The following is a 22,843-nucleotide window of genomic DNA, read 5'->3' as shown; positions in this document are numbered from 1 at the left end:
TTTTTAGAAACTATTTCCCGGCTCTCACCAAGTAATCAGCTCGCAATTGTCATATTCCGCAGATTGATTTAGCGTGTGCCTAAATAATAAATAGGTGTACAAATCATGAAGCGTTTCCTTCTCAGCAGTATCGCAGCGACTCTTTTCTCTTCCTCAGTACTGGCAGAAACCATTATCCACGCAGGCACACTGCTCGCTGTTCCCGGTAAAAAACCTTTAAAAGAGCAAAGCGTAATAATCGAGGATGGCAGGATTACTTCCATCCGCCCTGGTTATGTGAACAGAGATGATGCCGAAGTCATTGATCTTAAGGACAGCTTCGTAATGCCGGGCTTAATGGATATGCACGTTCACCTGCAAACTGAGTTGGGCCCCAAAAACGATTCCGAAGCCCTAAAGATGTCCATGCCATTGACCCAAATGCGCTCGCAAATGTTTGGCATGCGTATTCTGAAATCAGGTTTTACCACTGTACGCGATGCGGGTAATAGCGGTGAAGAAATGTATGCGATGCGCGATGCTATCAATAATGGCTGGGTAGATGGCCCACGTATTATCGCAGCCGGCGGAGTGGGTATTACCGGAGGGCACGCAGATATCAGTGGAGTCAGCCCCGAGTTAATGGCACTGCATGACGATAAAACCAGAACGGTATGCGACGGCCCCTATGATTGCCGCCGCGCGACCCGTCATACGATCAAATACGGCGCTGACTTTATCAAGATCACCTCTACCGGTGGCGTACTTACCGATCGCGCTACAGGTACCGGCCAGCAGATGGAAATCGATGAGCTAAAAGAGGTGGTCCTGGCAGCCCAGCGCATGGGTCGCAAAGTAGCCAGTCATGCGCACCAGGAAGAAGGCATTATCGCCGCACTGGAGGCCGGTGTAGACAGTATTGAGCACGGCACCTACGCAGGTCCCCGCGCCCATAAGCTATTTAAAGAAACCGGCGCTTACCTGGTTCCGACACTTCTCGCCGGCGATACCGTGGTACAGCTGGCAAAAAATACCGATGTCTTATCTGAAGCTCAGAAGGAAAAAGCCATTCGTGTTGGCACAGACATGCGCGGCAATTTCCGTAAAGCGGTCGATGCCGGAGTAAAAATTGCCTTCGGTACCGACTCAGGTGTATCCAAGCACGGCATCAATGCACGCGAGGCGGTACTGATGAGTGAAGCCGGTATGGACAATATGGCCATCCTGCAGTCCGCTACCGTTAACGCCGCCGACCTGATCGATATGAGCGATTCACTGGGCACCATTGAGTCCGGTAAGTACGCCGATATTATCGCCACCAATGGCTCGCCACTGGATAATATTGAGGAACTCTTAGACGTGGACTTTGTGATGAAAGGTGGCAAGGTCTTTAAAGATTAGAAGCCCAATATTTTTGGAGCTTCTGAATTATTCAAAGCCGAACTTCAAATACTCGAGCTCGGCTTTAATTAATTTCCACAAAAAAAGGCCGGGATTATCCGGCCTTTTTTTGTGGGGGTGCCTGAAGGAGGTTAAAAGTTATTTTTCTTCTTTCCCTTCCTCATCCTCATTTTCAATCAAATGGCCAAGCTTGCCTTTCTTGGTGGACAAATACTTGGCATTGTGGGGATTGCGCCCGGACTGGTGCGGCAGGCGCTCAGTCACATTAATACCCAAGTCCTCCAACGCTTTTACTTTGCGCGGGTTATTGGTCATCAAGCGAATGGCATGAATACCCAGGTGGTCGATCATCGCTTTCAGAATTGAATAATCCCGCATATCGGCTCCAAAGCCGAGCTGCTCATTGGCCTCCACGGTATCCGCACCGCAATCCTGCAAATGGTAAGCACGGATCTTGTTTAACAGGCCTATGCCACGGCCCTCCTGGCGCAGGTAGAAAATAGCTCCACGTCCTTCCATGGCAATGCGGTGCATGGCATGTTGCAACTGGGCACCACAATCGCAACGCAGGGAAAACAGGGCATCACCGGTCAGGCATTCCGAGTGAATGCGGGCCAGTAGGGGCTCGCTGGTATCGAAGTCCCCCATGGTGAGCACCACATGCTCCTTGCCGGTCTCCACTTCCTCGAAGCCGTGCATTTCAAACATACCCCAGGAAGTGGGCAGCTTTGAGGATTCCACATAACGAATGGTCAACTTAATACCTCTTCACGTCAGTTGCGGGCGCGCAGTATCAGCACACCCCTCTGCTGTTCCATATCTAACCGGCCGAGAAAACTGTTTCCCAGAAGCACCACTTGGGGAAAGTTATCAGTGTGCACGGTAGCTTCTACATTGTGTAATTTAATGCCACCGATAGTGACACTGCTGAGATTGATCAAATAAGCACTGGTGATGCCACTGGCGGTCGACACCGGTATGCGCTTGGCACCATTAAGATTTAAGCGCAGACGCTGGGCGGTGGGGTAATTGATTGCCAGAGTAGTCGCTCCGGTATCCACCATCACCGGAACCCGCATCCCATTAATCCAGGCATCGGTATTGAAATGGCCACGACTATCTCCCATCAAGCGCACCTCGGCGCGCTCAGCCTGGGCATAGCTTGCGGCGATGGGCGCATCCAGGGTGAGCTTCTGTTCGCGTCCATTCACGCGAACACGCGCGTAACTGGTCGTCGATTCAATCAGGCCAACCCCTTCCGGTGATTGTTGGCCTGCCTTAAGAATGCGTTGGCGGCCATCGATTTCCAGCATGGCGCTATCGCCAAACAAACCCTTCAGCTGTACCTGTTGTGCCCAGGCTGTACTGGAAACCAGTAACCCCAGCAGAAGCCAAAATGCCTTGTGCATCGATAATCCCTATCCGCTAAGCCCCTACAAAAAACACGGTTATTTGCAATATTAAAGCCGCATAAACGGCGGCCAGTATATCGTCGAGCATAATTCCGACGCCACCCTGTACCCGCCGATCTGCCCAACCGATGGGCGGTGGCTTGGCGATATCGAACAGGCGAAAAAGTACGAAACCGTAAAGTGCCCAAATCCAGCCAGCCGGGGCCATAAACATAGTGAGCCAGTAGCCCACCATCTCATCCCAAACGATGCCCCCATGGTCATGCACACCGAGCTTCTTTGCCGCAGCGCCACATAAATAACACCCCACTAAACCCGTCACCACTAGGATTCCCAGGTACCAAGATGGGGGGAGATCTTTCATCAGCCACCAAAAAGGTATGGCAACCAGAGTGCCAAAAGTACCCGGTGCCTTGGGTGCCAGCCCCGAACCAAAACCAAAAGCCAGCAACAGAGTAGGATCGCGCAAAAGCTCGGAAAAACTGGGGTTATGTATTCTCATTGTCTTATTTCCAAAGCCACCACCGGCACTTCCGGGCCAATACCATTTAAAAATGCTGATAGCCAGTGACCGCTGGCGACCAAGGGTTGCCATTATGCCAGCAGCGCACCCCGGTACTGCCCTCAATGAGGGTGCCGATAGCAGTTACTTTCAGGCCCAGTTGGTCCAAATCTGCAACCCGCTGCTGGGGAACGGTAAAACAGAGTTGGTAATCATCGCCACCGCCTGTAGCCAGAGCCATTGCTTTCTCTGTGGCAAGAGTTTGCGCCAAGGGAGAAACGGCCAATCGCTCCAGATGAATATCAGCGCTGACACGGCTGGACTCACAAATATGTCCCAGGTCCGCGAGCAGACCATCGGAAATATCCAGAGCCGCACTGGCCAACTCGGCAATCGCCGCAGCCACAGGGAATTGGGGTTCGGGATAATAGAAGGCGCGTTCACACTGCAACTGCACATCGGCATTCACCCGCTGCTCTCCCAGCACCACCGGCAGAGCGGCGGCAGCAGCACCTAGAGGACCGCTGACATAAACGTGATCACCGGGACCGGCACGGTCTCGGCGCAGTGGCGATTCCGTGTGTCCAATCACCTGAATGGTGATCGACAAAGGGCCCGCAGTGGTATCGCCCCCGACCAGAGAAACACCAAACTGTGCCGCGGTCTGCAGCAGGCCATCGGCAAATTTGCGCAACCAAACTGCATCACTGTCAGGCAGGGTCAGGGCCAGGGTAAACCAGAGCGGGCGCGCATTCATTGCCGCCAGGTCACTGAGATTAACCCTGAGTGCACGCGCGGCAATAGCAGCGGGGTCCGCATCAGCCGGAAAGTGGCGGCCTGCCACCAGGGTATCCATAGAGGTGGCCAGCTGCCCCGAGGCGGGTGCCTGCAATAGAGCGCAGTCATCACCTATACCCAAAGCAACCCCTTCGCCCACAGGAGCACTGGCGAAAAAATCGCGGATAATTTCAAATTCGCCCGGCGCAGTTCCCATCAGCGTGACTTCAGGACTTCTTGTCTGCAGCCACTTCCGCAGCGCGCAGGTCTGCAGCAGTCTTATCCAGGATGCCGTTGATGAACTTGAAAGCGTCGGTGGGGCCAAATTTTTTCGCCAGTGCCACTGCTTCGTTAATCACTACTTTGTAGGGCACATCGATGCGGTTTTTCAGTTCATAAGTGGCCATGCGCAGCAGGGCGCGGGACACCGGGTCCAGATCTTCCACTTTGCGATCCAGATGGGAGGAGTAAGCGCCTTCTACTTCGTCGAGGTTTTTGGCAACCCCGTGGAAGATATCGCGGAAATATTCCACGTCGGCTTTGCTCATATCGTTGTCAGTATGGAACTCGGCTTCAATCGCATTGAGGCTGGCGCCGGCCATTTGCCATTGGTAGAGCGCCTGCATGGCGTAGTGGCGCGCCTTGCGGCGGGCAGATGCAGTTACGGTCATTGTCTTTTCCGGTAGATAATTCTCAGAATGGGCAGCGCCGGCGCAACTGGCCGGCGCTGTGGCAATTAGATTTTGCCGAGTAGGGAAACCATTTCCAGGGCGGTTTCGGCAGCTTCACAACCTTTGTTGCCAGCCTTGGTGCCGGAGCGCTCGATAGCTTGCTCAATGGAGTCCACAGTCAACACACCAAAGGTCACCGGAATACCGGTATTCAGGGATACCTGAGCCAGACCTTTGGTGCACTCACCAGCGACATATTCGAAGTGCGGAGTGCCGCCACGAATCACCGCGCCCAGTGCAATAATCGCATCAAATTTTTTGGTTTCCGCCAGCTTTTGCGCGGCCAGCGGGAATTCAAAGGCACCGGGGGCGTAGTAGATGGTGATATCCTCATCCTTGATGCCCTTGCGGCGCAGGGTATCGAGGGCGCCGTCTTTGAGGCTCTCAACCACAAAGCTGTTCCAACGGCTCACCAGCAGCGCGTACTTACCTGTACTGCCGACAAAATCCCCTTCAATCACTTGAATGTTGCTCATAATGTCCAATCCGTATTTCTTTCCATACCCGTGCCATTTCAAATGCGCCGGGAAACATTCTGTTATTACTCTTCGACGTTCAAGTACTCTTCCACTTCCAGTTCAAAACCGGAAATAGCGCTGAACTTAAACGGCGCACTCATCAGGCGCATCTTGCGCACCTTGAGATCGCGCAGTATCTGCGAACCGGTACCCACCTGCTTGTACACCAGATCCTGGCTGGGGCGCTGCTGTTTACCGCTGATCAGCCAATCGATGCTCTCCTCGATTTCCTCGGTGGTCTCGTTGTGGCAGATCAATACCACCACACCTTTGCCCTCTTTCTCGATACGCTGCATGGCGCGACGGAAAGTCCAGGGGACAAATTTTTCATCACCGCGCTGAATCGTGAGCACATCGCGCAGGGTGTTGCCCACATGTACGCGCACCAGGGTTGGCTCCTCTGGCGTAGGCTCGCCTTTGATAAAGGCGAAGTGGCGCTCGCGGCGGGCCTTGTCGAGATAGGTGCGCAGTTTAAACTCGCCAAACTCGGTACGCACTTTGCGTTCGTTGACGCACTCCACGGTTTTTTCGTTGAGCGCGCGGTAAGTTATCAAGTCGGCAATAGTGCCGATCTTCAGGTTGTGCTCTTTCGCGAACTTTTCCAGGTCCGGGCGGCGTGCCATGGTGCCATCGTCATTCATGATTTCAACGATTACCGCGGCCGCCTCGAAACCCGCCAAGCGGGAAAGATCACAGCCTGCTTCAGTGTGGCCGGCACGGCTCAGTACGCCACCGGGCTGGGCCATAATCGGGAAAATATGTCCGGGCTGAACGATATCGCTGGGTTTGGCATTTCTATTTACGGCGGCGCGCACGGTACGCGCACGGTCCGCAGCGGAAATACCGGTGGTCACCCCTTCGGCAGCTTCGATAGAGACGGTGAAGTTGGTGCTGAACTGGGCACCGTTATCCCGCGACATCAGCGGCAGGTCCAGCTGCTCACAGCGCTCCTTGGACATGGGCATACAAATCAGGCCGCGGGCATGGGTAGCCATAAAGTTAATATCTTCGGCGCGCACCTGCTCCGCTGCCATCACCAGGTCACCCTCGTTTTCGCGATCCTCATCGTCCATCAGGATCACCATTTTGCCCTGGCGGATATCGTCGATCAGTTCTTCAACCGTATTTAATTCCATTGCTAACTCTGGATAAATTAATCAATTGCAAATTGAGCGGCTTTCCCTGCAGTTACACTCACCCGCCCTCACTGGCGCGGCATGCCGGGATAAAGCCAGCTAGCGCTTGTAAAACCCGTTCTGGGCGAGAAATTCGAGTGTCATACCACCGTCGCTGGATTTGGCCGCCTCCTCGCCAAGAAGCAGGCGCTCCAGGTAGCGTGCGATCAAGTCCACCTCAAGATTGACCCGGGTGCCAGCCGCGTAGCCCTGCATAATCGTTTCCTGCAGGGTATGCGGCACAATGGTGAGTTCAAACTCAGCGCCGTCCACCGCGTTCACGGTAAGACTGGTACCGTCGACAGTAATCGAGCCCTTGTGGGCAATATAACGAGCCAGATTATCCGGTGCGCGTAGGCGAAAACGCTCGGCACGGGCCTCAGATTTACGCCACACCACCTCGCCGATACCGTCCACATGGCCGCTGACAATATGGCCGCCAAGGCGGGTTTGTGGGGTCAATGCCTTCTCCAGGTTGACCCTATCCCCGCGCTTCCAGCTGCTGACACTGGTGACATCCAGCGTCTCCGCGGAAACATCCGCCCAGTAGCCATCACCGGGCAGCTCCACTACGGTCAGACAGACGCCGTTGGTGGCGATACTATCACCAAGCTGCACATCGGCGAGATCCAGTTTGCCGCTCCTAACACGCACGCGCAGATCCCCACCACGCGGCTGCAGATCGGCAATCTCGCCGACCGCCTCAATAATTCCAGTAAACATCAGCGCTCGATATCCGTGGTTGCGGTGATACGCCAGTCGTGGCCGACCGCGCGCATATCGGTAATCGTGATCGGCAGCACCGAGCCCATACGCTCGATGGGCAATTCAAACAGCGGCCGCGCAGTGCTGCCGAGCAGCTTGGGCGCCAGATAGACAATCAATTCGTCTACGTGCCCCCGGTAGAGAAACTCACCGGAAAGGATCGCACCGCTTTCTATCAGTACTTCATTGCATTCGCGTCGGGCCAACTCTTTGAGCAGGGCAAGCAGGTCTACCCGACCGTCCTTGTCCTGAGGTAAAACGACAACTTCGGCACCGGCGTTTTCCAGTCGCTGACGACGCTCTGGATCGGCGCGCTCAGTAGTGCACACCAGTGTGGGGGCGTCCCCCTGCAAAATAAAGGCCTTTGCCGGCGTGCGCAGCTGGCTGTCGACAATAACGCGCAGGGGCTGAACTTCTGCAGCCTGTTCCGCTTCGAGCAGCTCCAGCGCCATCTCATCGGCGCGCACATTGAGATTCGGGTTGTCGAATCGCACAGTCTCTACGCCAGTTACCACTGCACAGCTGCGCGCACGCAGGCGCTGCACATCGGCGCGCGCAGCCGGGCCCGAAACCCATTTGGATTCACCGCTGGCCATGGCGGTGCGACCATCTAAACTCATCGCAGATTTGCTGCGCACCAGGGGTAACCCCAAGGTCATACGCTTGATAAAACCCGGGTTGAGCGCACGGCAGCGCTCTTCCAGCACTGGCCCCTCTACCTCAATGCCCGCATCGCGCAGTTTCTGCAAACCGCTTCCTGCAACCCTGGGATTCGGGTCTTCCATACCGTAAACCACGCGGGCGACACCGGCCTGTACCAGTGCCTCGGCACAGGGACCTGTGCGGCCACTGTGGCTACAAGGTTCAAGGGTCACATAGACGTTGGCGCCGCGGGCCCGCTCGCCCGCATCGCGCAGGGCTTCTATTTCAGCGTGGGGTTCGCCAGCACGCTTATGCCAGCCCTCGGCAATTACTTGGCCATTAGCATCGGTGATCACACAGCCGACCCGGGGATTCGGCATAGTGGTATAGAGACCGCGCTCCGCCAGCTGAATAGCGCGGCCCATCAGTGCCTGGGCACTCTCTACAGCCATTTGACTCATTGCGTTTGGTTTTCCTTACTGGTCAGGCGCTCAATTTCTTCACTGAAGTCGCTGACATCTTCAAAGCGTCGATACACCGAGGCAAAGCGTACATAAGCGACCTCATCCAGCTCGCGCAACTGCTCCATGACCAGCTCACCGATGGCCCTTGCGGGCAGCTCGCGCTCACCCGTTGCGCGCAGCGCATGCTTGATTTGGGAGACTGCGGATTCCACCCGCTCGATACTGACCGGGCGCTTCTCTACCGCACGCTGGATGCCCGCGCGCAATTTGTCTTCATTGAAGGGCTCGCGCTGGCCATTTTGTTTGATCACCCTGGGCAACAGCAGCTCTGCGCTTTCAAAGGTGGTGAAACGTTCATGGCATTCGAGGCACTCGCGCCGGCGGCGCACCTGATCGCCCTCCGCCACCAGGCGGGAATCGACTACTTTGGTTTCTTCTGCGCTGCAGAAAGGACAGTGCATGTGGGATCGTCCCCAGGGGAATGGAAAATGGGCCGCAGTTTATCACAGCCGTTGCCCCCTGTGACTGCACCACGCACCGCTGCGGTGCAGCACACTGTGATACAGCCATAAAAAAAGCGGCTCACCGAGCCGCTTTTTCCAGCAAGGCTAAATTAGGCTTTCTTGTACACTGGAAACTGTGCACAGATCTCCAGAACTTTTTGCTTCACATCGGCAATGGTGGCTTCAACATCGCCGCCTTCCAGTGCGTCCAGGATATCGCAGATCCAATGGGTCAGCTGCTGGGTTTCCTTCACGCCGAAACCGCGCGTGGTAATCGCCGGAGTACCGACACGCAGGCCACTGGTGATGAAGGGAGAACGCGGATCATTAGGCACCGCATTTTTATTCACCGTGATATTGGCATTGCCCAGGGCCTCATCGGCATCTTTACCGGTGTATTCCTTACCGATCAGATCCACCAGCATCAGGTGATCATCGGTGCCGCCAGAAACGATATTGATACCGCGGTCGAGGAAAGTCTCCGCCATAGCGCGGGCATTCTCTACCACCTTCTTCTGATAAGCCTTGTATTCTGGGCTCATGGCCTCCTTAAAGGAAACCGCCTTGGCCGCGATAACATGCATCAGCGGGCCACCCTGACCACCAGGGAATACCGCGGAGTTCAGTTTTTTCTCGATCTCTTCGTTGGCACGGGCCAGGATAATGCCACCGCGCGGTCCGCGCAGGGTCTTGTGAGTGGTGGAGGTCACCACATCGGCGTGGGGAATCGGCGATGGGTATTCACCAGCGGCAACCAGACCGGCTACGTGGGCCATATCTACAAACAGATAGGCACCCACTTTGTCGGCGATTTCGCGGAAACGCGCCCAATCCATGACGCGGCTGTAGGCGGAAAAACCGGCCACGATCATCTTGGGCTTGTGCTCCAGAGCTAGACGCTCCACTTCCTCGTAATCCACCTCACCGGTTTCCGGGTTCAAACCGTACTGCACCGCATTGTAGATTTTGCCAGAGAAGTTGACGCGGGCACCGTGGGTCAGGTGGCCGCCGTGAGCCAGGCTCATACCCAGCACGGTGTCGCCGGGGGCGCACAGGGCTTGATATACCGCTGAGTTGGCCTGGGAGCCAGAGTGCGGTTGTACATTGGCGTAATCCGCACCAAACAGCGCCTTGGCGCGCTCAATCGCCAGGGTTTCCACTTTATCCACATACTCACAGCCACCGTAGTAGCGTTTGCCCGGATAACCTTCTGCGTACTTATTCGTGAGGCTGCTGCCCTGGGCTTCCATGACTTGTGGGCTGGTGTAGTTCTCGGAGGCGATCAGCTCAATGTGGTCTTCCTGGCGAGAATCCTCTTCGCGGATAGCTTCCCAGATTTCGGGATCGTAAGAAGCGAGCGTGACAGATGAATCAAACATGGTGTTCCCTCGGTAATGCGGGCTGAGTAGAGACTGGTGTAACTCGGTACCACTGTGCTCAGGCCTTGCAACTTGGCCTCAGGCGCCAACAGGCCCCACTGACTACTCAAAGAATCCTGAGCATTTTAGAAAGGCGCGCATTGTACACCAAGGTCACAGGGATTGCGCGAAAACCAAAACCCGGCCAGTTAGCCGTGTTTTGGACTATTGATTGCCTTAGAAAAGAGCAATTCAGGGGCCGGACTCATAAGCCACCTCTTTAAAAGCTTGTTTTACTCAAATACCTTGTCACTGCTGGCCCTTACGCTAAGCCAACATCAAAACCATACTAGGATCACCAGTCACTGCCTCATTCTCACACCAGTGACTTATACCCACCGTCACCAGCTTGTGTGGACCGGTAGGACACCAATAATAATGTATGGCCTATTCTCCTATTGATTTAACCGTTGCCCCCCGTAATTAGAGTGCACCACAGCACTCAGCCTCCAAAATAAAAATGAGGAATTAATACTCAAACCCTGTGCGGCAATTAACATGGCTTGAGCCCAATTTCGTTATCTCACAGCCTTTGTATGACTCTAACTCGATAACTGGTTTTAGATAATTTTTAAAAATGGTGCCCTTTAATTTCTTTACTGCGCCAAAATCCTCAGGTTGTACCACTTTTTTTTTCGCTACTTGATCCACATCAATTCCTCTCTTGAGTCTGCTGGCAACAATACGCTTCGAAACTGATCGCGGAGGTCTGGGATGAACAACATCTACCGACAACTCTGTTTAGACCATAAAAATATGCAGCAAATGCTCAATGCCTTTGAGCGCTTGCTACAGGACCTTTTTGGAACTCATGAGCGAGACCCTAACACCCTCTCTCTGATTCTTGACGCACTGGATTATTTTTCTGTTTACCCAGATAAATATCATCATCCGGTAGAAGACTTGATTCTTGCTCGCTTGTTGACCAAACCTGTGCATGACCGAAGTGCTATTTATGAAGCGCAGATGCAGCACGAAAAAATTGCTGCAACCACCAAGCATATGTGTGCACTTTTCTATGCCGTAGCCAATGACGCCATGGTTGAGAGGAGAGTGTTACAAGGAGCTAGTAATAGCTATTTGCAGTTACAGCGGAATCATATTGAGCTGGAAAATTCTGCGATTTTTCCTCAAATAGAGCAATATTTACAGGTAGAAGACTGGAAACAAATATACAGACAGGTCAAGCAGTTAAAAGATCCTTTTTTCGATAAAAATACCAGAAATGTATATGAATCTTTACGCGAATATCTGACTCAACCAGAAACACCCTCACAAGTATTTGCTTAAGATGACCGGGTCATTCCACAAACTATAAAAAGGAGGAGACATGAAAATCAAGCGTCACGGAATCTCCATTGGCATGGAGAGAATTGATGATGATTTCTTCCTGTATATCAAAGCTGTTGGGCAGTTGACCCATGAGGACTACGAATATATAACGCCTTTGCTAGAGTATGCTCTTGAGGGCGTTAAAAAACCACAGGTACAAATGCTGATTGACTTGCGGGATTTTGAGGGCTGGGGTCTGCACGCGATTTGGGATGAATTCAAGCTAACCCTTAAACATGGCAATGAATTCTGCCGCATTGCTGTACTTGGGGATGAAGGCTGGCAACAGCTGGCCACCAAAGTTGGAGGATGGTTTGTAAGTGGCGAAGTGCGTTACTTTGAGAAGCAGCACGAGGCCATGGACTGGCTGTCACAAGCACCGGAAGAAGTAGAGAAAAAAGGTGCAGAAAAGGAATTAGCTTTCTCCACACACTCCTGATAAGTAGTGGATTCCGGGGGCGTTTTCGCCCCCTTTTTTATTTTTTAATGCTCAAACCCTTATCCTTTCCAGAAAATTTTCGGCACTTCAAAGACTTCTAAACCTCGCCCTCATAACCACAGTGGGTTCCCGCTATTTCACTAAGCCCCAGTAAATTTTGAATCTGCACTACCCTGCCATTTACTTGGATAACCCCCTGCTTTTGAAAGCGAGTAAACAGACGACTCACCGTTTCTGCAGTTAATCCTAGGTAATTGGCAATATCTGTACGCGACATTGAAAGGATAAATTCATTGGGGGAATAACCGCGACAGGCATAGCGACTGGAAATATTCATAAGCAATGCGGCAAGGCGAGTATCTGCAGAACGCTTGCCAAGCAGCATTAAAATTTCATTCTCCTTGCGCAACTCTTCGGAAAAAATGCTGTAAATCTGTTGCTGCAGGGCCGGAACCTGTTGCGCCAGTACTTCCAGTTGAGCAAAAGGCAGGAGACAGACACTGCTGTCTTCTAACGCCTCGGCATAGCTAGAGTGGACACGGGTACTATAAGCATCGAGGCCAAGTAATTCTCCCGGCAGGGCAAAATGTGTTATCTGGGTATCACCATCTGCGGCAATTACTACATTTTTAAAATTGCCAGAGCGAATCGCGTAGAGATTTTGAAATGAATCGCCAGCCCGGTAGAGAGATTCTCCGGCCTTAATGACCTTCTTTTTTCCAGTAACCTGCTCGAGGCGATCAATCTCTGCCAGAGACAGGCCCGCAGGCAAACAGAGACGCCTGACAGAGCAATTACTGCAACTTACTGGCACTGGTGAATCAGCCATACCCAAATCGCCGTTTGACAATATAGGAAAATTGTAACGGCATTATTGAAAAGCGTCGCCACCCAGAAATAAAACACTAAATATTAAAAAATTAGTATCGAGGCCAACCATCTTTCTAAAACAACGGACCAATATATGCTACGTTTACACAATTTCAGACATTACTCTTCTACATAAAAATAATGACTAGCGGGTACTTCTGGGCTTATCTAAATAAACAAAGGCCTGCGAAATCAATGAACTTTTCGGTAAATCATTGATTGGCAGATAACAGGGTATCTATCACCATTTTCTGCTGAGCTTTACCACTTGGATCTGCATCCGTTTTATAAGCACAAAATTCATTGGCCCAAGGAGAAGTACGGACCCGAACCGGTGGATCTTCACTTTCAACAACATCTAAAACTACCTGCGCCACATGCCCGGCACTCTGGTAAAGACAGGCCGTTTGTTCTGGTGTGCGCCTCTGGATACCTCTCAGATATTGTGCGAATAAGCCCTGGTAATCCCCTTCTGGCACACCACCATCCACTTGCAGTTGAGATAAAACACTGTTGGCAAATTCAGAGTAAATGCCACCAGGTTCAACCGCAGTGAACTGAATGTTAAAGCTGGGCTGGATATAGCTAGCCATAGCCTCTGTGTACCCCTCTACAGCAAACTTGGCAGCACAATAAAGTTCATTAAACGGCTGCCCCACTAACCCACCCACAGAGGAAATGTTGATAATCCGACCGCTGCGTTCCTTTCGCATATGGGGGAGTACTGCCTTGGTGCAACGCACTACCCCGTGGAAGTTCACATCCATAACCCACTGTGTCTCTGCTTCTGAGGCCATTTCGGTGGTTTTCACAAAGCCGGCACCGGCATTGTGAACCAAAATATCGATACGCCCCTGCTCCTCAATAATGGTATTCACAGCATGTTGAATACTTCCTGCATCCTGCACGTCTAGCGCTAAAACGTTGAGCTTGTGCCCAAGCCCGGCATCTTTCAGCAGTGGGCCCGCTTTGTCCAAATCCCTCATGGTGGCGTAGACAACATACCCCCGCTTCGCCATTTTGGTGGCCAAACTCTGTCCCAAACCTGTCGATGTTCCCGTAATCAGTACTACTTTGCCCATAGACCCACTCCAACACTCAGAAAAAGTACACTGCCTGGTGTATGTTACACCTTTAACCCACAAAGTAAACCGCCTAGTTTACATTATTATAGTCTTGCGGCTTCACCAGCCATGCCCGGGCTGGCAGGTTAGTGAATGGCTTTTCAGCCATAAGGAAGAAGCTGTTACCATTACCGCCAATTTTTCCGGCTGTTGAATCGATGCCTCCGGCCCGGGCAACAGCTCCCACACTTATCTCCAATACAGTTATTACTATGAGCATCGCCGATCTGGATTTTATTAAGACTCTCCCCAAGGCAGAGCTGCATTTGCACATTGAAGGCTCGCTGGAGCCAGAACTAATGTTCGAGCTTAGCCGGCGCAATAAAATTGAAATCCCCTTTTCCAGTGTTGAGGAAATTAAGGCTGCCTATAAGTTTCACAACCTGCAGTCCTTCCTGGATATTTACTACCAGGGAGCCTCGGTCCTTATCCATGAACAGGACTTTTACGATCTAACCATGGCCTACTTGCAGCGCTGTCGTGAAGATAATGTTGTGCACACTGAAATTTTCTTCGACCCCCAAACCCATACAGAAAGGGGTATTGATATCGGTGTGGTTATTCGGGGCATCCACAGCGCTCTAAAAGATGCCGAATCTGAGTGGGGAATTAGTAGCCACCTGATTCTCTGCTTCCTGCGCCACCTGAGTGAGGAAGAGGCCATCACTACTCTGGAATCCGCCAAACCTTACCTGGAATTTATTAAGGGTGTTGGCCTGGACTCCTCAGAACTGGGACACCCCCCCAGCAAATTCCAGCAAGTCTTTGCCATGGCTAAAGAATTAGGCCTGGAGAGGGTCGCTCATGCGGGGGAGGAAGGGCCAGCTGAATATATTAAAGAGGCCCTGGATTTACTCGATGTAAGCCGCATAGATCACGGCGTGCGCTGTGTGGAAGACGAGGCTCTGATTGAGCGACTTATCGATCAGGGAATTCCCCTCACTGTATGCCCTCTATCCAACACCGCACTGTGTGTTTACGACGATATGAGCCAGCATCCCATATTACAGTTATTGGAGCGCGGGCTCTGTGTCACGGTAAATGCCGATGATCCCGCCTATTTCGGCGGTTACGTAAACCGCAATTACCAAGCACTGAGTGAAAGTCTTGGCATGACCCAAAAACAGGCAAAACAGCTGGCTATCAACAGCTTTAAGGCCAGCTATATTTCGCAAGAACAACAACGAAAATGGGCCGAGGTCATCGCCGCTATTTAATTAAGGCAACTCTAACGTAAAAAATTTGAAAAATTTTATAGGGCCTGCTAATTATTTAGCCTGGGCCCTTTTAATCAACTAAGCCTATCAAACTCTGATAGAGTGCTTAATCAGTCTTCATCGTAACCGTAATGGGTTCCGGCCAGTTCACTGAGACTGATCATATCCAGTATTTCCACCGCCCGACCACTTACCTTAATCAGCTTTTCTTTTTGAAAACGTGAAAATAATCGACTTACGGTTTCTGCAGTTAATCCAAGATAGTTGGCAATATCTGTGCGCGGCATAGACAACACAAATTCACTGTGCGAATAACCGCGGCGAGCATAGCGGCTGGAAATATTAATCAGCAAAGCCGCTAAGCGGGTATCAGCCGATCGCTTGCCCAGCAGCATTAAAATATCATTTTCCTGACGCAGCTCCTCAGAAAAAATACTATAAATCTGTTGCTGCAACGCGGTGACCTGATTAGCCAGTAATTCCAGCTGGGTAAAGGGCAACAGGCAGACACTACTGTCTTCCAGCGCCTCAGCGTAACTGGGGTGTACGCGGCTACTATAGGCATCCAGCCCCAACAGCTCACCTGGCAGGGCAAAGTGAGTGACCTGCGTATCGCCATCCGCTGCGATAACCACAGTTTTAAAACTGCCTGAACGAATAGCGTAAAGGTTTGCAAAAGGATCACCGGAGCGATACAAGGTCTCACCGGCTTTTACAATTTTCTTACGGCGCGTAACCTGCTCTAGTCGATCGATATCTGCTTGAGATAACCCCGCAGGCAGGCATAAACGTCTAACCGAGCAGTTGCTGCAACTAACCGCTACTGAGGAATCCATCATACTAAACCAGTCGGTAAACTAATTTTCGGCTATTGTACCCGCTGTGAAGACAATCGTCTCCTGTAGAACATTAAAGAACACGAGAATATTGCGCATCAGTTAGCTGACTGTGTAAGTAAATATCAAAAGCCGAGGCAACATTGCGTACAAACCAGCGCCCCTGCTCCGTGACGGTGATCTTTTTTTCATCCTGATAAATAAGACCATCCTCAAACATGGGTTCCAGCCTTTTGAGTTCCTGGAAAAAGTATTGATTAAAAGGTACGCCAGTGCGACGCTCAGCCTCAGTTTTATCCAGGCTTAACCGGCACATCAGTTCAGTAATAACCCACTGACGCAACTTATCTTCATCACTCATTAACCAGCCGCGACACGAAGCATTACCCCGCTCAGCGACGGCCTGGGTATATTCTTTCAGACGGTGCAGGTTCTGCCAGAAACCATTACGGCTGTAGCTGATTGCGGAAGCCCCCAGTCCAACTAACGCATCGGCGGGCATTAATGTGTAGCCTTGGAAATTCCTCTGTAACATCCCCGCATGAGCGGCCTTGGCCAGCTCATCTCCCGGCCGGGCAAAATGGTCCATACCCAGGAATTCATAACCGGCCTGGCCCAAGTGCTCTACCGCAGCCAGCTGCATTGCTACTTTTTCTGAGGCGGAGGGAATAAGTTCCGTATCGATAAGACGCTGAGCTTTAAAACGATGGGGTAAATGCGCATAGTGATAGAGGGCAATACGATCCGGCTGTAAATCTAGCACCTTATCCAGGGTGCTGTGCAAACTGCTGAGGTTTTGTTTGGGCAAACCATAAATCAGATCATAGGAGATAGATTCGAATCCCCGCTCACGCGCCGCAACCGTTAATTCAGTCACCTGGTCGGCACTGCAAATTCGGTTGATGGATCTCTGCACCTCGATATCAAAATCCTGCACGCCCAGGCTCAAGCGATTAAATCCGAGCTCTCTTAGGGTATCCAAGGTCTCCAGCTCCAAGGTGCGTGGATCGGCTTCAATGCTGTACTCCACTCCATCGCCTGGGCGTAAATCAAAAATCTCACCCAGCCCTTCCATCAAACGGCGCATATCTCCATCGCTGAGGAATGTGGGTGTACCACCTCCCAAGTGCAACTGGGTGACCGGTACCTGGGCCACCTTGTCCCGATACCAGCGAGCTTCCTGCAAAAGATTATCCAGGTAGCTGGAGGCGAGACCGTATTGGGAAGTAATTACCTTGTTGCAAGCACAGAAATAACAGAGAGAACGGCAAAAGGGGATATGCACATACAGGGATAAGCTGCGAATATTTTTTAGCGCATCCCAAGGTTTGATGCTGCCATCCAGAGGTTTAAATCTATCGGCTGTTGGATAAGAGGTGTAGCGCGGGCAGGGGCCACTGTATCGGGATAACAGTTGTTCTGATAGGCCACCTATAGTGCTTTTAGTCTCTTGCATCATATTTCTACAACCTCAATCAATTGTTTGCGACAGCCTCCCGCACAAACTAAAAGGCAGTCGCCGAGCTCCCACGGGGAAAAGCGCAACGACTGCCACACCCCAAACTAGAGTGCTGCCACCTTAGAAGCGGTAGCCGAGACCCGCCATATAAACCAGCGGATCGATATCTACTTTAGCGGTGACATTACCCACACCTGGTACCTTTACGGTGGCGTCGGTATCAATATCCATCCAGAACACGGACATATTAAACAACCAGCGCTGATCTGCGCCGAAGGCGAAGTCGATACCCGCTTCAGCCGCCAGACCGAAGGAATTATCCAAGGAGAGTTTTGAATCTCCAGTTGCGCCAATGCCTTTAAGGGTGGCATTACCGGTGCTGCTAACTTCCTCATCAAAGAAAGCGGTGTAGTTCACCCCCAGTCCTACATAGGGCTGGATTGTGGATTGAGTATCCATTGGGTACCACTGCACTAACAAAGTGGGTGGCAGATGCTTGGTTTCACCCAGATCAAAGTTGCCAAGGCCTTCGCCAACAACTTCGATATCGTGACTAAAAGGCGTTGCTGCAACCAGCTCCACGCCCCAGTGATCGCGGAACATATACACACCGGTCAAGCCCAGGGCAGAGCCGTTGTCCACATCAACCCCAGTATTACCAATCTTGCTCCCATTCGCAGACAGTGCGCTGGAACTGGTGTCGGGCGCTACTGTGGCCATACCACCGCGCAAAATAAAGCTGCCCTCTTCGTAGGCCAGTACCGGTGCAGAAAGTACGGCGGTCAGGGCGGCTGTCGCACAAGCAGTTATACGATTCATTAACTTCTCCATATAGCGATTTAGCATTTTTCCCGACTTTGGAAGGCCCCCTCCAGGCACAATCACAAGTCGCAGGCAGGTTAACCGCTGGCCGCAATCGTGAGCTTGATCCAAATCAAGCTGTAGAATTTCGCGGAATTAAAAGCAGCGTATTGCCCATAACGCTTGTCTGGCCAATCATCAGATGGCCTTCCGAGCGGGGCAGCGAAGATAGCGATAGGGGGGTAATGAAGGAACGGCTAGGGGGCTAGTAATTGGTACCTATTGCCAATTTTGCGAACTGGTCCAAATTTTTAACGTTAGGCGACACTGAAGCAAAGCTCCCTCTCCGGTACTGGCCAGAAACAATCAACTGAGGAGGGAGCCCGCGGAAGCTAGAAATCTACCAGGTCAGACCACCTGCCGGGCGGCGGAACATATTCTGGATACTGGAGAAATCCAACTTCTGGTTTTCGTCACTGGCTCCATGTAGCTGATAAAGGTTTTTTGCCAGAGCCCCCATAGGCGTGGAAGAGGCACTGGTAGCTGCAGCATCCATGGCGAGCCCCAGGTCTTTCAGCATTAGTGCCACAGTGAAACCACCAGAGTAACCATTTGCCGCAGGTACATTCTCCATCGCACCTGGGTAGGGGTTGTAATTGGCCAGAGACCAATTGTTGCCGGAGCTCTGCATCATGATCTCGCTCAGGACCTTTGGATCCAAGCCTTTGTCGACCCCCAACTGCAGGGCTTCGGCGGTACCGGTCATATGGATCGCCAGAAGCAGGTTGTTACAAATTTTTGCCACCTGCCCTGCCCCAGCCGAGCCGGCGTGAAAAATCTTGGCGCCCATCGCTTGTAACGGCGCCCGCGCAGCATCTACTGCCCCTTCTTCACCTCCACACATAAAGCACAAGCTGCCAGCCTGAGCTGCCGCGGTACCCCCTGAAACTGGCGCGTCAATGGCGAGTAGGCCCCGCTCAGATGCGGCCTCATTCACCAGGCGGGCATCTTCCGCAGAGATGGTTGAGCAATCGATAATCAGAGTATTCTCAGCCAGGCGGTTCAGCAGCCCCTCTTCTCCCAGATAAAGCCCTTTCACCGCCGCACCACTGGGCAACATCGAGACCACAATGGAAGCACCCTCAGCCGCCTGCATTGCGGAGTCGCAGGGCCTACAGCCATCTTCTTGCGCCTGCGCCAGAGCCGTGGGATTGAGATCGAAAGCCGCCACACTAAAACCGGCTTTCACCAGATTGGCCGCCATAGGGCCGCCCATATTCCCCAGACCAAAAAAGGCTATTTTTTCCATAAAAGCCACTCCATATTTTGTTGTTGGTATCCCGTGCGTAAAGCGGCCCGGGTCGCTTTATAAATCCGCAAGCGGATGCGCCCTGCTCCAGGGAGCAGTAAAACAGCTCTCCAGCTGTTGTGGACTAATTTCCTCCAGGCTAAGGGGCCGCCACTTTGGCGTGCGATCCTTGTCAATCAATAGAGCCCGCACCCCCTCCTTGAAATGACCACTGGCACAGAGGTTTACCGCGAGAATCAGCTCCATCCTAAACACATCGGCCAGAGACAACTGGCGCGTACGTCGCAACTGCTCCCACACCACCCAGGGGGTCAATGGCGAACCACCGGCCAGAGTAGTGGCGGCGCGCTGCAGCCATTTATCCACTCCTTGATAGGCGCTGATTGCCGCGCAAACCTCAGGCAGGCTGGCAAAGTCGGTAAGCTGCTGGATCTGATCGTAGTGTTCACGCAGCTGTGATTCCGGCCGCTGCAATGGGGAGAGTTCGCAACTTTTAAGGCAATCGCTTACAAGGCGGTGGTTAAACGCACAACTGGCCGAATAATCCAGCGCCGCCAGCGCCGCCAACACGGGCTCGCGCTGATCCTGGGCAATAATACGGTCGGCCATACCGGCAAACAGGGCATCGGCCCCATTAAACTGGGCCCCTGTCAGCCCCAGGAAAAGCCCCAGGCGACCCGGCATACGGTTCAGGAACCAGCTTCCACCCACATCGGGAAATAAGCCGATAGTGATTTCCGGCATCGCCATACGTGTGGTTTCAGTCACAATACGGTGGCTGGCACCTGCCATAATGCCGATACCACCGCCCATCACAATACCGCCACCCCAGACCACAATCGGCTTCGGATAAGTGTGTATTTGATAATCGAGACGATATTCACGAGAGAAGAATTCAGTCGTGTAACTATATTCCGGCGTCTCACCGTAGGCGGCCGATTGCTCATACAGCGCCACTACATCGCCCCCAGCACAGAGGGCTTTATCTCCACTGCCTTCTATCCACACAGCGGCCACGTCATCGTCATGCGCCCATTGACCTAGTTGCGCTGAAAGCAGATCAATCATCTGCAGGTTGAGCGCATTAAGTGCCTTGGGCAGGTTGAGGGTCGCGATCGCCAATGCACCGCGCCGGGAGAACAACACCGGGGAGTCCTGATCCATTGCTATCTGTCTTATTGCTCTTGTACTAATTAGCGTCGCAGTTAAGCACAGATCAGATTCAACGTCAGCCACACGCGAGTACAACGGCGACATGCTCTGCGGCGCGGTTGCACTTTTTACGCAAACTGATAAGTTGCGCGCAAAATCTGAGCGATTGCAACACCCAGTTACGGAACCCCAAATGGCTGAATACGTATACACTATGAACCGGGTGGGCAAAGTAGTGCCCCCCAAACGCGAAATTCTGAAGGACATTTCCCTTTCCTTCTTCCCCGGCGCCAAAATCGGCGTACTCGGTCTCAACGGCGCAGGTAAATCCACCCTGCTGCGCATTATGGCTGGGGTCGATCAGGACTTTAACGGCGAAGCCCGCGCAATGCCCGGCATCAAGGTCGGCTACCTGCCCCAGGAACCGCAACTCGATGCCAGTAAGACCGTGCGCGGCAACGTAGAGGATGGTGTACGCGAAGCCATTGACGCCCTCGCCGGCCTGGAACAGGTCTACGCCGATTATGCCGAGCCCGACGCGGACTTCGATGCCTTGGCCAAGAAACAGCAACAGTTCGAAGACATTATCCAGGCCTGGGACGCCCACAACCTGGAGCACCGCCTGGAAGTCGCCGCAGACGCCCTGCGCCTGCCGCCCTGGGATGCGGACGTCAACAACCTGTCCGGCGGTGAAAAACGCCGTGTGGCCCTGTGCCGCCTGCTGCTGTCCCGCCCGGATATGCTGCTTCTCGACGAACCCACCAACCACCTGGATGCGGAATCCGTATTCTGGCTGGAGCGCTTCCTGCACGATTTCACCGGCACTGTGGTAGCCATCACCCACGATCGCTACTTCCTCGACAATGTTGCCGGCTGGATTTTGGAACTGGACCGCGGCCACGGCATCCCCTGGGAAGGCAACTACACCACTTGGCTGGAACAGAAAGAAAAGCGCCTGGAGCAAGAGCAGCGCGGCGAACAGGCCCGCGCCAAAGCCATGCAAAAGGAACTCGAGTGGGCCCGCCAAAATCCCAAGGGCCGCCAGTCCAAGAACAAAGCCCGTTTGTCCCGCCTGGAAGAAATGCAGTCCCAGGACTTCCAGGCCCGCAACGAGACCAACGAAATCTACATTCCGCCCGGCGAGCGTCTCGGCGACAATGTGATTGAGTTTAAAGGTGTGAGCAAAGGCTTCGGCGAGCGCCTGCTGATCGACAACCTGTCTTTCCGCGTGCCCAAGGGCGCAATTGTGGGTATCGTCGGCGGTAACGGTGCCGGTAAGTCCACCCTGTTCCGTATGATCAGCGGCACCGAGCAGCCGGACTCCGGCGAGATCAAGACCGGTGAAACCGTTAAGGTCGCCTACGTTGAGCAGGGCCGTGAGAATCTGGATGACAGCAAGACCGTATGGGAAGCCATCTCAGACGGCCGCGATATGCTCAAGATCAACAACTACGAAGTGGGCTCACGCAACTATGTTGGCCGCTTTAACTTCAAGGGCAGTGACCAGCAGAAGCGCGTAGGCGAACTCTCCGGCGGTGAACGCGGACGCCTGCACCTGGCCTACACCCTCAAGCAGGGCGCCAACGTGCTGCTGTTGGACGAACCCTCCAACGATCTGGATATCGAAACCCTGCGCGCCCTGGAAGAAGCCCTGCTCAACTTCCCCGGCTGCGCCCTGGTAATCTCGCACGATCGCTGGTTCCTGGACCGCGTTGCCACCCATATCCTCGCCTATGAGGGTGAGAGTGAAGCGGTCTTCTTTGAAGGTAACTACACTGAGTACCACGAGGACTTTGTGCAGCGTAAAGGCGAAGATGCTACACCGCATCGGATGCATTATAAGAAGTTGAAGACCTAAACTAATAAAGCCCGCGTAATGCGGGTTTTTTTATAATCTAAGAAAACTAAATCATAGTCGCGTTAATATTGATAAGTGTCCCCTAAAGACTGATAAAGACGCTGAACTCAAGTAATACAGGGAAGATACTAAAGCTCACAGAAAGAGCCTCTGCTAAGT

General features: G+C 52.8%; 24 protein-coding genes. 5 read left to right on the top strand and 19 right to left on the bottom strand.

From position 1 onward, the window contains the following. The first annotated feature begins 105 nt into the window (after positions 1-105). Positions 106-1,380 (top strand): metal-dependent hydrolase family protein, encoded by a 1,275-nt coding sequence (locus tag ACJJH9_RS02205; RefSeq protein ID WP_444924145.1) that lies wholly within the window; start codon positions 106-108, stop codon positions 1,378-1,380. A gap of 138 nt (positions 1,381-1,518) precedes the next feature. On the opposite strand, the gene ribA is transcribed toward ACJJH9_RS02205, so the two are convergent. From ribA to ACJJH9_RS02145, 12 genes are all read right to left on the bottom strand, one after another. Further along, a complete protein-coding gene (gene ribA / locus ACJJH9_RS02200; protein WP_444910537.1) occupies positions 1,519-2,136 on the bottom strand; it encodes a GTP cyclohydrolase II in 618 nt (205 codons plus the stop codon). Between the two features lie 17 nt (positions 2,137-2,153). After that, entirely contained in the window at positions 2,154-2,789 is a 636-nt protein-coding gene (locus ACJJH9_RS02195; RefSeq protein ID WP_444887219.1) for a retropepsin-like aspartic protease family protein, read from the bottom strand. A gap of 16 nt (positions 2,790-2,805) precedes the next feature. Further along, positions 2,806-3,294 (bottom strand): phosphatidylglycerophosphatase A family protein, encoded by a 489-nt coding sequence (locus tag ACJJH9_RS02190; RefSeq protein ID WP_444882791.1) that lies wholly within the window; start codon positions 3,292-3,294, stop codon positions 2,806-2,808. 46 nt (positions 3,295-3,340) lie between these two features. Continuing rightward, complete coding sequence (gene thiL, locus ACJJH9_RS02185; protein WP_444924144.1) at positions 3,341-4,288, bottom strand: thiamine-phosphate kinase; 948 nt, start codon at positions 4,286-4,288, stop codon at positions 3,341-3,343. A 10-nt stretch (positions 4,289-4,298) separates the two neighbouring features. Further along, entirely contained in the window at positions 4,299-4,742 is a 444-nt protein-coding gene (nusB, locus tag ACJJH9_RS02180; RefSeq protein WP_152454909.1) for a transcription antitermination factor NusB, read from the bottom strand. 65 nt (positions 4,743-4,807) lie between these two features. After that, positions 4,808-5,278: a 6,7-dimethyl-8-ribityllumazine synthase gene (gene ribH, locus ACJJH9_RS02175; protein ID WP_152454910.1), complete on the bottom strand. Its 471-nt coding sequence runs from the start codon at positions 5,276-5,278 to the stop codon at positions 4,808-4,810. Positions 5,279-5,343: 65 nt separating this feature from the next. Beyond that, a complete protein-coding gene (gene ribBA / locus ACJJH9_RS02170) occupies positions 5,344-6,456 on the bottom strand; it encodes a bifunctional 3,4-dihydroxy-2-butanone-4-phosphate synthase/GTP cyclohydrolase II (protein ID WP_252083351.1) in 1,113 nt (370 codons plus the stop codon). 99 nt (positions 6,457-6,555) lie between these two features. Next, positions 6,556-7,218, bottom strand: a complete 663-nt coding sequence (locus ACJJH9_RS02165) for a riboflavin synthase (RefSeq protein WP_252083352.1) — start codon at positions 7,216-7,218, stop codon at positions 6,556-6,558. Continuing rightward, positions 7,218-8,363, bottom strand: coding sequence for a bifunctional diaminohydroxyphosphoribosylaminopyrimidine deaminase/5-amino-6-(5-phosphoribosylamino)uracil reductase RibD (gene ribD / locus ACJJH9_RS02160; protein WP_444882794.1), 1,146 nt, complete (start codon positions 8,361-8,363; stop codon positions 7,218-7,220). The genes ACJJH9_RS02165 and ribD overlap by 1 nt, the downstream gene beginning before the upstream one ends. Further along, a complete protein-coding gene (gene nrdR, locus ACJJH9_RS02155) occupies positions 8,360-8,827 on the bottom strand; it encodes a transcriptional regulator NrdR (protein ID WP_252083353.1) in 468 nt (155 codons plus the stop codon). The genes ribD and nrdR overlap by 4 nt, the downstream gene beginning before the upstream one ends. A 152-nt stretch (positions 8,828-8,979) precedes the next feature. Then, on the bottom strand, positions 8,980-10,248 hold the full coding sequence (gene glyA, locus ACJJH9_RS02150; RefSeq protein ID WP_252083354.1) for a serine hydroxymethyltransferase: 1,269 nt from the start codon (positions 10,246-10,248) through the stop codon (positions 8,980-8,982). 507 nt (positions 10,249-10,755) lie between these two features. Then, a complete protein-coding gene (locus ACJJH9_RS02145) occupies positions 10,756-10,938 on the bottom strand; it encodes a hypothetical protein (protein ID WP_444924143.1) in 183 nt (60 codons plus the stop codon). Positions 10,939-11,001: 63 nt separating this feature from the next. On the opposite strand from ACJJH9_RS02145, the gene ACJJH9_RS02140 reads away from it, so the two are divergent. Both ACJJH9_RS02140 and ACJJH9_RS02135 read left to right on the top strand, forming a co-directional pair. Beyond that, positions 11,002-11,577: a hemerythrin domain-containing protein gene (locus ACJJH9_RS02140; protein ID WP_444882795.1), complete on the top strand. Its 576-nt coding sequence runs from the start codon at positions 11,002-11,004 to the stop codon at positions 11,575-11,577. Positions 11,578-11,617: 40 nt separating this feature from the next. Further along, a complete protein-coding gene (locus ACJJH9_RS02135; RefSeq protein ID WP_444882796.1) occupies positions 11,618-12,058 on the top strand; it encodes a SpoIIAA family protein in 441 nt (146 codons plus the stop codon). Between the two features lie 97 nt (positions 12,059-12,155). Here the strand turns inward: ACJJH9_RS02135 and fnr (ACJJH9_RS02130) are convergent, their stop codons facing one another. Beyond that, positions 12,156-12,887 carry a fumarate/nitrate reduction transcriptional regulator Fnr gene (fnr, locus tag ACJJH9_RS02130; RefSeq protein WP_444924142.1) on the bottom strand — a complete coding sequence of 244 codons (732 nt, stop codon included), beginning with the start codon at positions 12,885-12,887 and terminating at the stop codon, positions 12,156-12,158. 253 nt (positions 12,888-13,140) lie between these two features. Continuing rightward, positions 13,141-14,010, bottom strand: coding sequence for an SDR family oxidoreductase (locus ACJJH9_RS02125; protein WP_444924141.1), 870 nt, complete (start codon positions 14,008-14,010; stop codon positions 13,141-13,143). A 254-nt stretch (positions 14,011-14,264) separates the two neighbouring features. Here ACJJH9_RS02125 and ACJJH9_RS02120 point away from each other — a divergent pair, with 254 nt between their 5' ends. Continuing rightward, the gene (locus ACJJH9_RS02120; protein ID WP_444924140.1) at positions 14,265-15,269 is read left to right on the top strand and encodes an adenosine deaminase; all 1,005 of its coding nucleotides are present in this window, start codon (positions 14,265-14,267) and stop codon (positions 15,267-15,269) included. Positions 15,270-15,379: 110 nt separating this feature from the next. Here the strand turns inward: ACJJH9_RS02120 and fnr (ACJJH9_RS02115) are convergent, their stop codons facing one another. From fnr (ACJJH9_RS02115) to ACJJH9_RS02095, 5 genes are all read right to left on the bottom strand, one after another. Next, on the bottom strand, positions 15,380-16,108 hold the full coding sequence (gene fnr, locus ACJJH9_RS02115) for a fumarate/nitrate reduction transcriptional regulator Fnr (protein WP_444887226.1): 729 nt from the start codon (positions 16,106-16,108) through the stop codon (positions 15,380-15,382). A 70-nt stretch (positions 16,109-16,178) separates the two neighbouring features. Continuing rightward, complete coding sequence (gene hemN, locus ACJJH9_RS02110; RefSeq protein WP_444924139.1) at positions 16,179-17,561, bottom strand: oxygen-independent coproporphyrinogen III oxidase; 1,383 nt, start codon at positions 17,559-17,561, stop codon at positions 16,179-16,181. A gap of 123 nt (positions 17,562-17,684) precedes the next feature. Then, positions 17,685-18,383, bottom strand: coding sequence for an OmpW/AlkL family protein (locus ACJJH9_RS02105; RefSeq protein WP_444882803.1), 699 nt, complete (start codon positions 18,381-18,383; stop codon positions 17,685-17,687). 382 nt (positions 18,384-18,765) lie between these two features. Continuing rightward, positions 18,766-19,674 (bottom strand): 3-hydroxyisobutyrate dehydrogenase, encoded by a 909-nt coding sequence (gene mmsB / locus ACJJH9_RS02100; RefSeq protein WP_444924138.1) that lies wholly within the window; start codon positions 19,672-19,674, stop codon positions 18,766-18,768. 57 nt (positions 19,675-19,731) lie between these two features. Continuing rightward, positions 19,732-20,838: an enoyl-CoA hydratase/isomerase family protein gene (locus tag ACJJH9_RS02095; protein ID WP_444924137.1), complete on the bottom strand. Its 1,107-nt coding sequence runs from the start codon at positions 20,836-20,838 to the stop codon at positions 19,732-19,734. Positions 20,839-21,019: 181 nt separating this feature from the next. Between ACJJH9_RS02095 and ettA the strand changes: the two genes are divergently transcribed. Then, positions 21,020-22,684, top strand: coding sequence for an energy-dependent translational throttle protein EttA (gene ettA / locus ACJJH9_RS02090; protein WP_444924136.1), 1,665 nt, complete (start codon positions 21,020-21,022; stop codon positions 22,682-22,684). Positions 22,685-22,843 lie beyond the last annotated feature (159 nt).

The organism is Microbulbifer mixtoriginis (SeqCode) (assembly GCF_052466715.1).
The sequence above is the reverse complement of the archived record's forward strand: the minus strand, read 5'-3'. Positions and strand labels throughout refer to the sequence as shown.

What these genes read in the sequence shown, in the direction of transcription:
- ACJJH9_RS02205 (WP_444924145.1), top strand. Translation starts at nt 106, where the DNA reads ATGAAGCGTTTCCTTCTCAGCAGTATCGCAGCGACTCTTTTCTCTTCC.
- ACJJH9_RS02195 (WP_444887219.1), bottom strand. Translation starts at nt 2,789, where the DNA reads ATGCACAAGGCATTTTGGCTTCTGCTGGGGTTACTGGTTTCCAGTACA.
- ACJJH9_RS02190 (WP_444882791.1), bottom strand. Translation starts at nt 3,294, where the DNA reads ATGAGAATACATAACCCCAGTTTTTCCGAGCTTTTGCGCGATCCTACT.
- thiL (WP_444924144.1), bottom strand. Translation starts at nt 4,288, where the DNA reads ATGGGAACTGCGCCGGGCGAATTTGAAATTATCCGCGATTTTTTCGCC.
- nusB (WP_152454909.1), bottom strand. Translation starts at nt 4,742, where the DNA reads ATGACCGTAACTGCATCTGCCCGCCGCAAGGCGCGCCACTACGCCATG.
- ribH (WP_152454910.1), bottom strand. Translation starts at nt 5,278, where the DNA reads ATGAGCAACATTCAAGTGATTGAAGGGGATTTTGTCGGCAGTACAGGT.
- ribBA (WP_252083351.1), bottom strand. Translation starts at nt 6,456, where the DNA reads ATGGAATTAAATACGGTTGAAGAACTGATCGACGATATCCGCCAGGGC.
- ACJJH9_RS02165 (WP_252083352.1), bottom strand. Translation starts at nt 7,218, where the DNA reads ATGTTTACTGGAATTATTGAGGCGGTCGGCGAGATTGCCGATCTGCAG.
- ribD (WP_444882794.1), bottom strand. Translation starts at nt 8,363, where the DNA reads ATGAGTCAAATGGCTGTAGAGAGTGCCCAGGCACTGATGGGCCGCGCT.
- nrdR (WP_252083353.1), bottom strand. Translation starts at nt 8,827, where the DNA reads ATGCACTGTCCTTTCTGCAGCGCAGAAGAAACCAAAGTAGTCGATTCC.
- glyA (WP_252083354.1), bottom strand. Translation starts at nt 10,248, where the DNA reads ATGTTTGATTCATCTGTCACGCTCGCTTCTTACGATCCCGAAATCTGG.
- ACJJH9_RS02140 (WP_444882795.1), top strand. Translation starts at nt 11,002, where the DNA reads ATGAACAACATCTACCGACAACTCTGTTTAGACCATAAAAATATGCAG.
- ACJJH9_RS02135 (WP_444882796.1), top strand. Translation starts at nt 11,618, where the DNA reads ATGAAAATCAAGCGTCACGGAATCTCCATTGGCATGGAGAGAATTGAT.
- fnr (WP_444924142.1), bottom strand. Translation starts at nt 12,887, where the DNA reads ATGGCTGATTCACCAGTGCCAGTAAGTTGCAGTAATTGCTCTGTCAGG.
- ACJJH9_RS02125 (WP_444924141.1), bottom strand. Translation starts at nt 14,010, where the DNA reads ATGGGCAAAGTAGTACTGATTACGGGAACATCGACAGGTTTGGGACAG.
- ACJJH9_RS02120 (WP_444924140.1), top strand. Translation starts at nt 14,265, where the DNA reads ATGAGCATCGCCGATCTGGATTTTATTAAGACTCTCCCCAAGGCAGAG.
- fnr (WP_444887226.1), bottom strand. Translation starts at nt 16,108, where the DNA reads ATGATGGATTCCTCAGTAGCGGTTAGTTGCAGCAACTGCTCGGTTAGA.
- hemN (WP_444924139.1), bottom strand. Translation starts at nt 17,561, where the DNA reads ATGCAAGAGACTAAAAGCACTATAGGTGGCCTATCAGAACAACTGTTA.
- ACJJH9_RS02105 (WP_444882803.1), bottom strand. Translation starts at nt 18,383, where the DNA reads ATGAATCGTATAACTGCTTGTGCGACAGCCGCCCTGACCGCCGTACTT.
- mmsB (WP_444924138.1), bottom strand. Translation starts at nt 19,674, where the DNA reads ATGGAAAAAATAGCCTTTTTTGGTCTGGGGAATATGGGCGGCCCTATG.
- ACJJH9_RS02095 (WP_444924137.1), bottom strand. Translation starts at nt 20,838, where the DNA reads ATGGATCAGGACTCCCCGGTGTTGTTCTCCCGGCGCGGTGCATTGGCG.
- ettA (WP_444924136.1), top strand. Translation starts at nt 21,020, where the DNA reads ATGGCTGAATACGTATACACTATGAACCGGGTGGGCAAAGTAGTGCCC.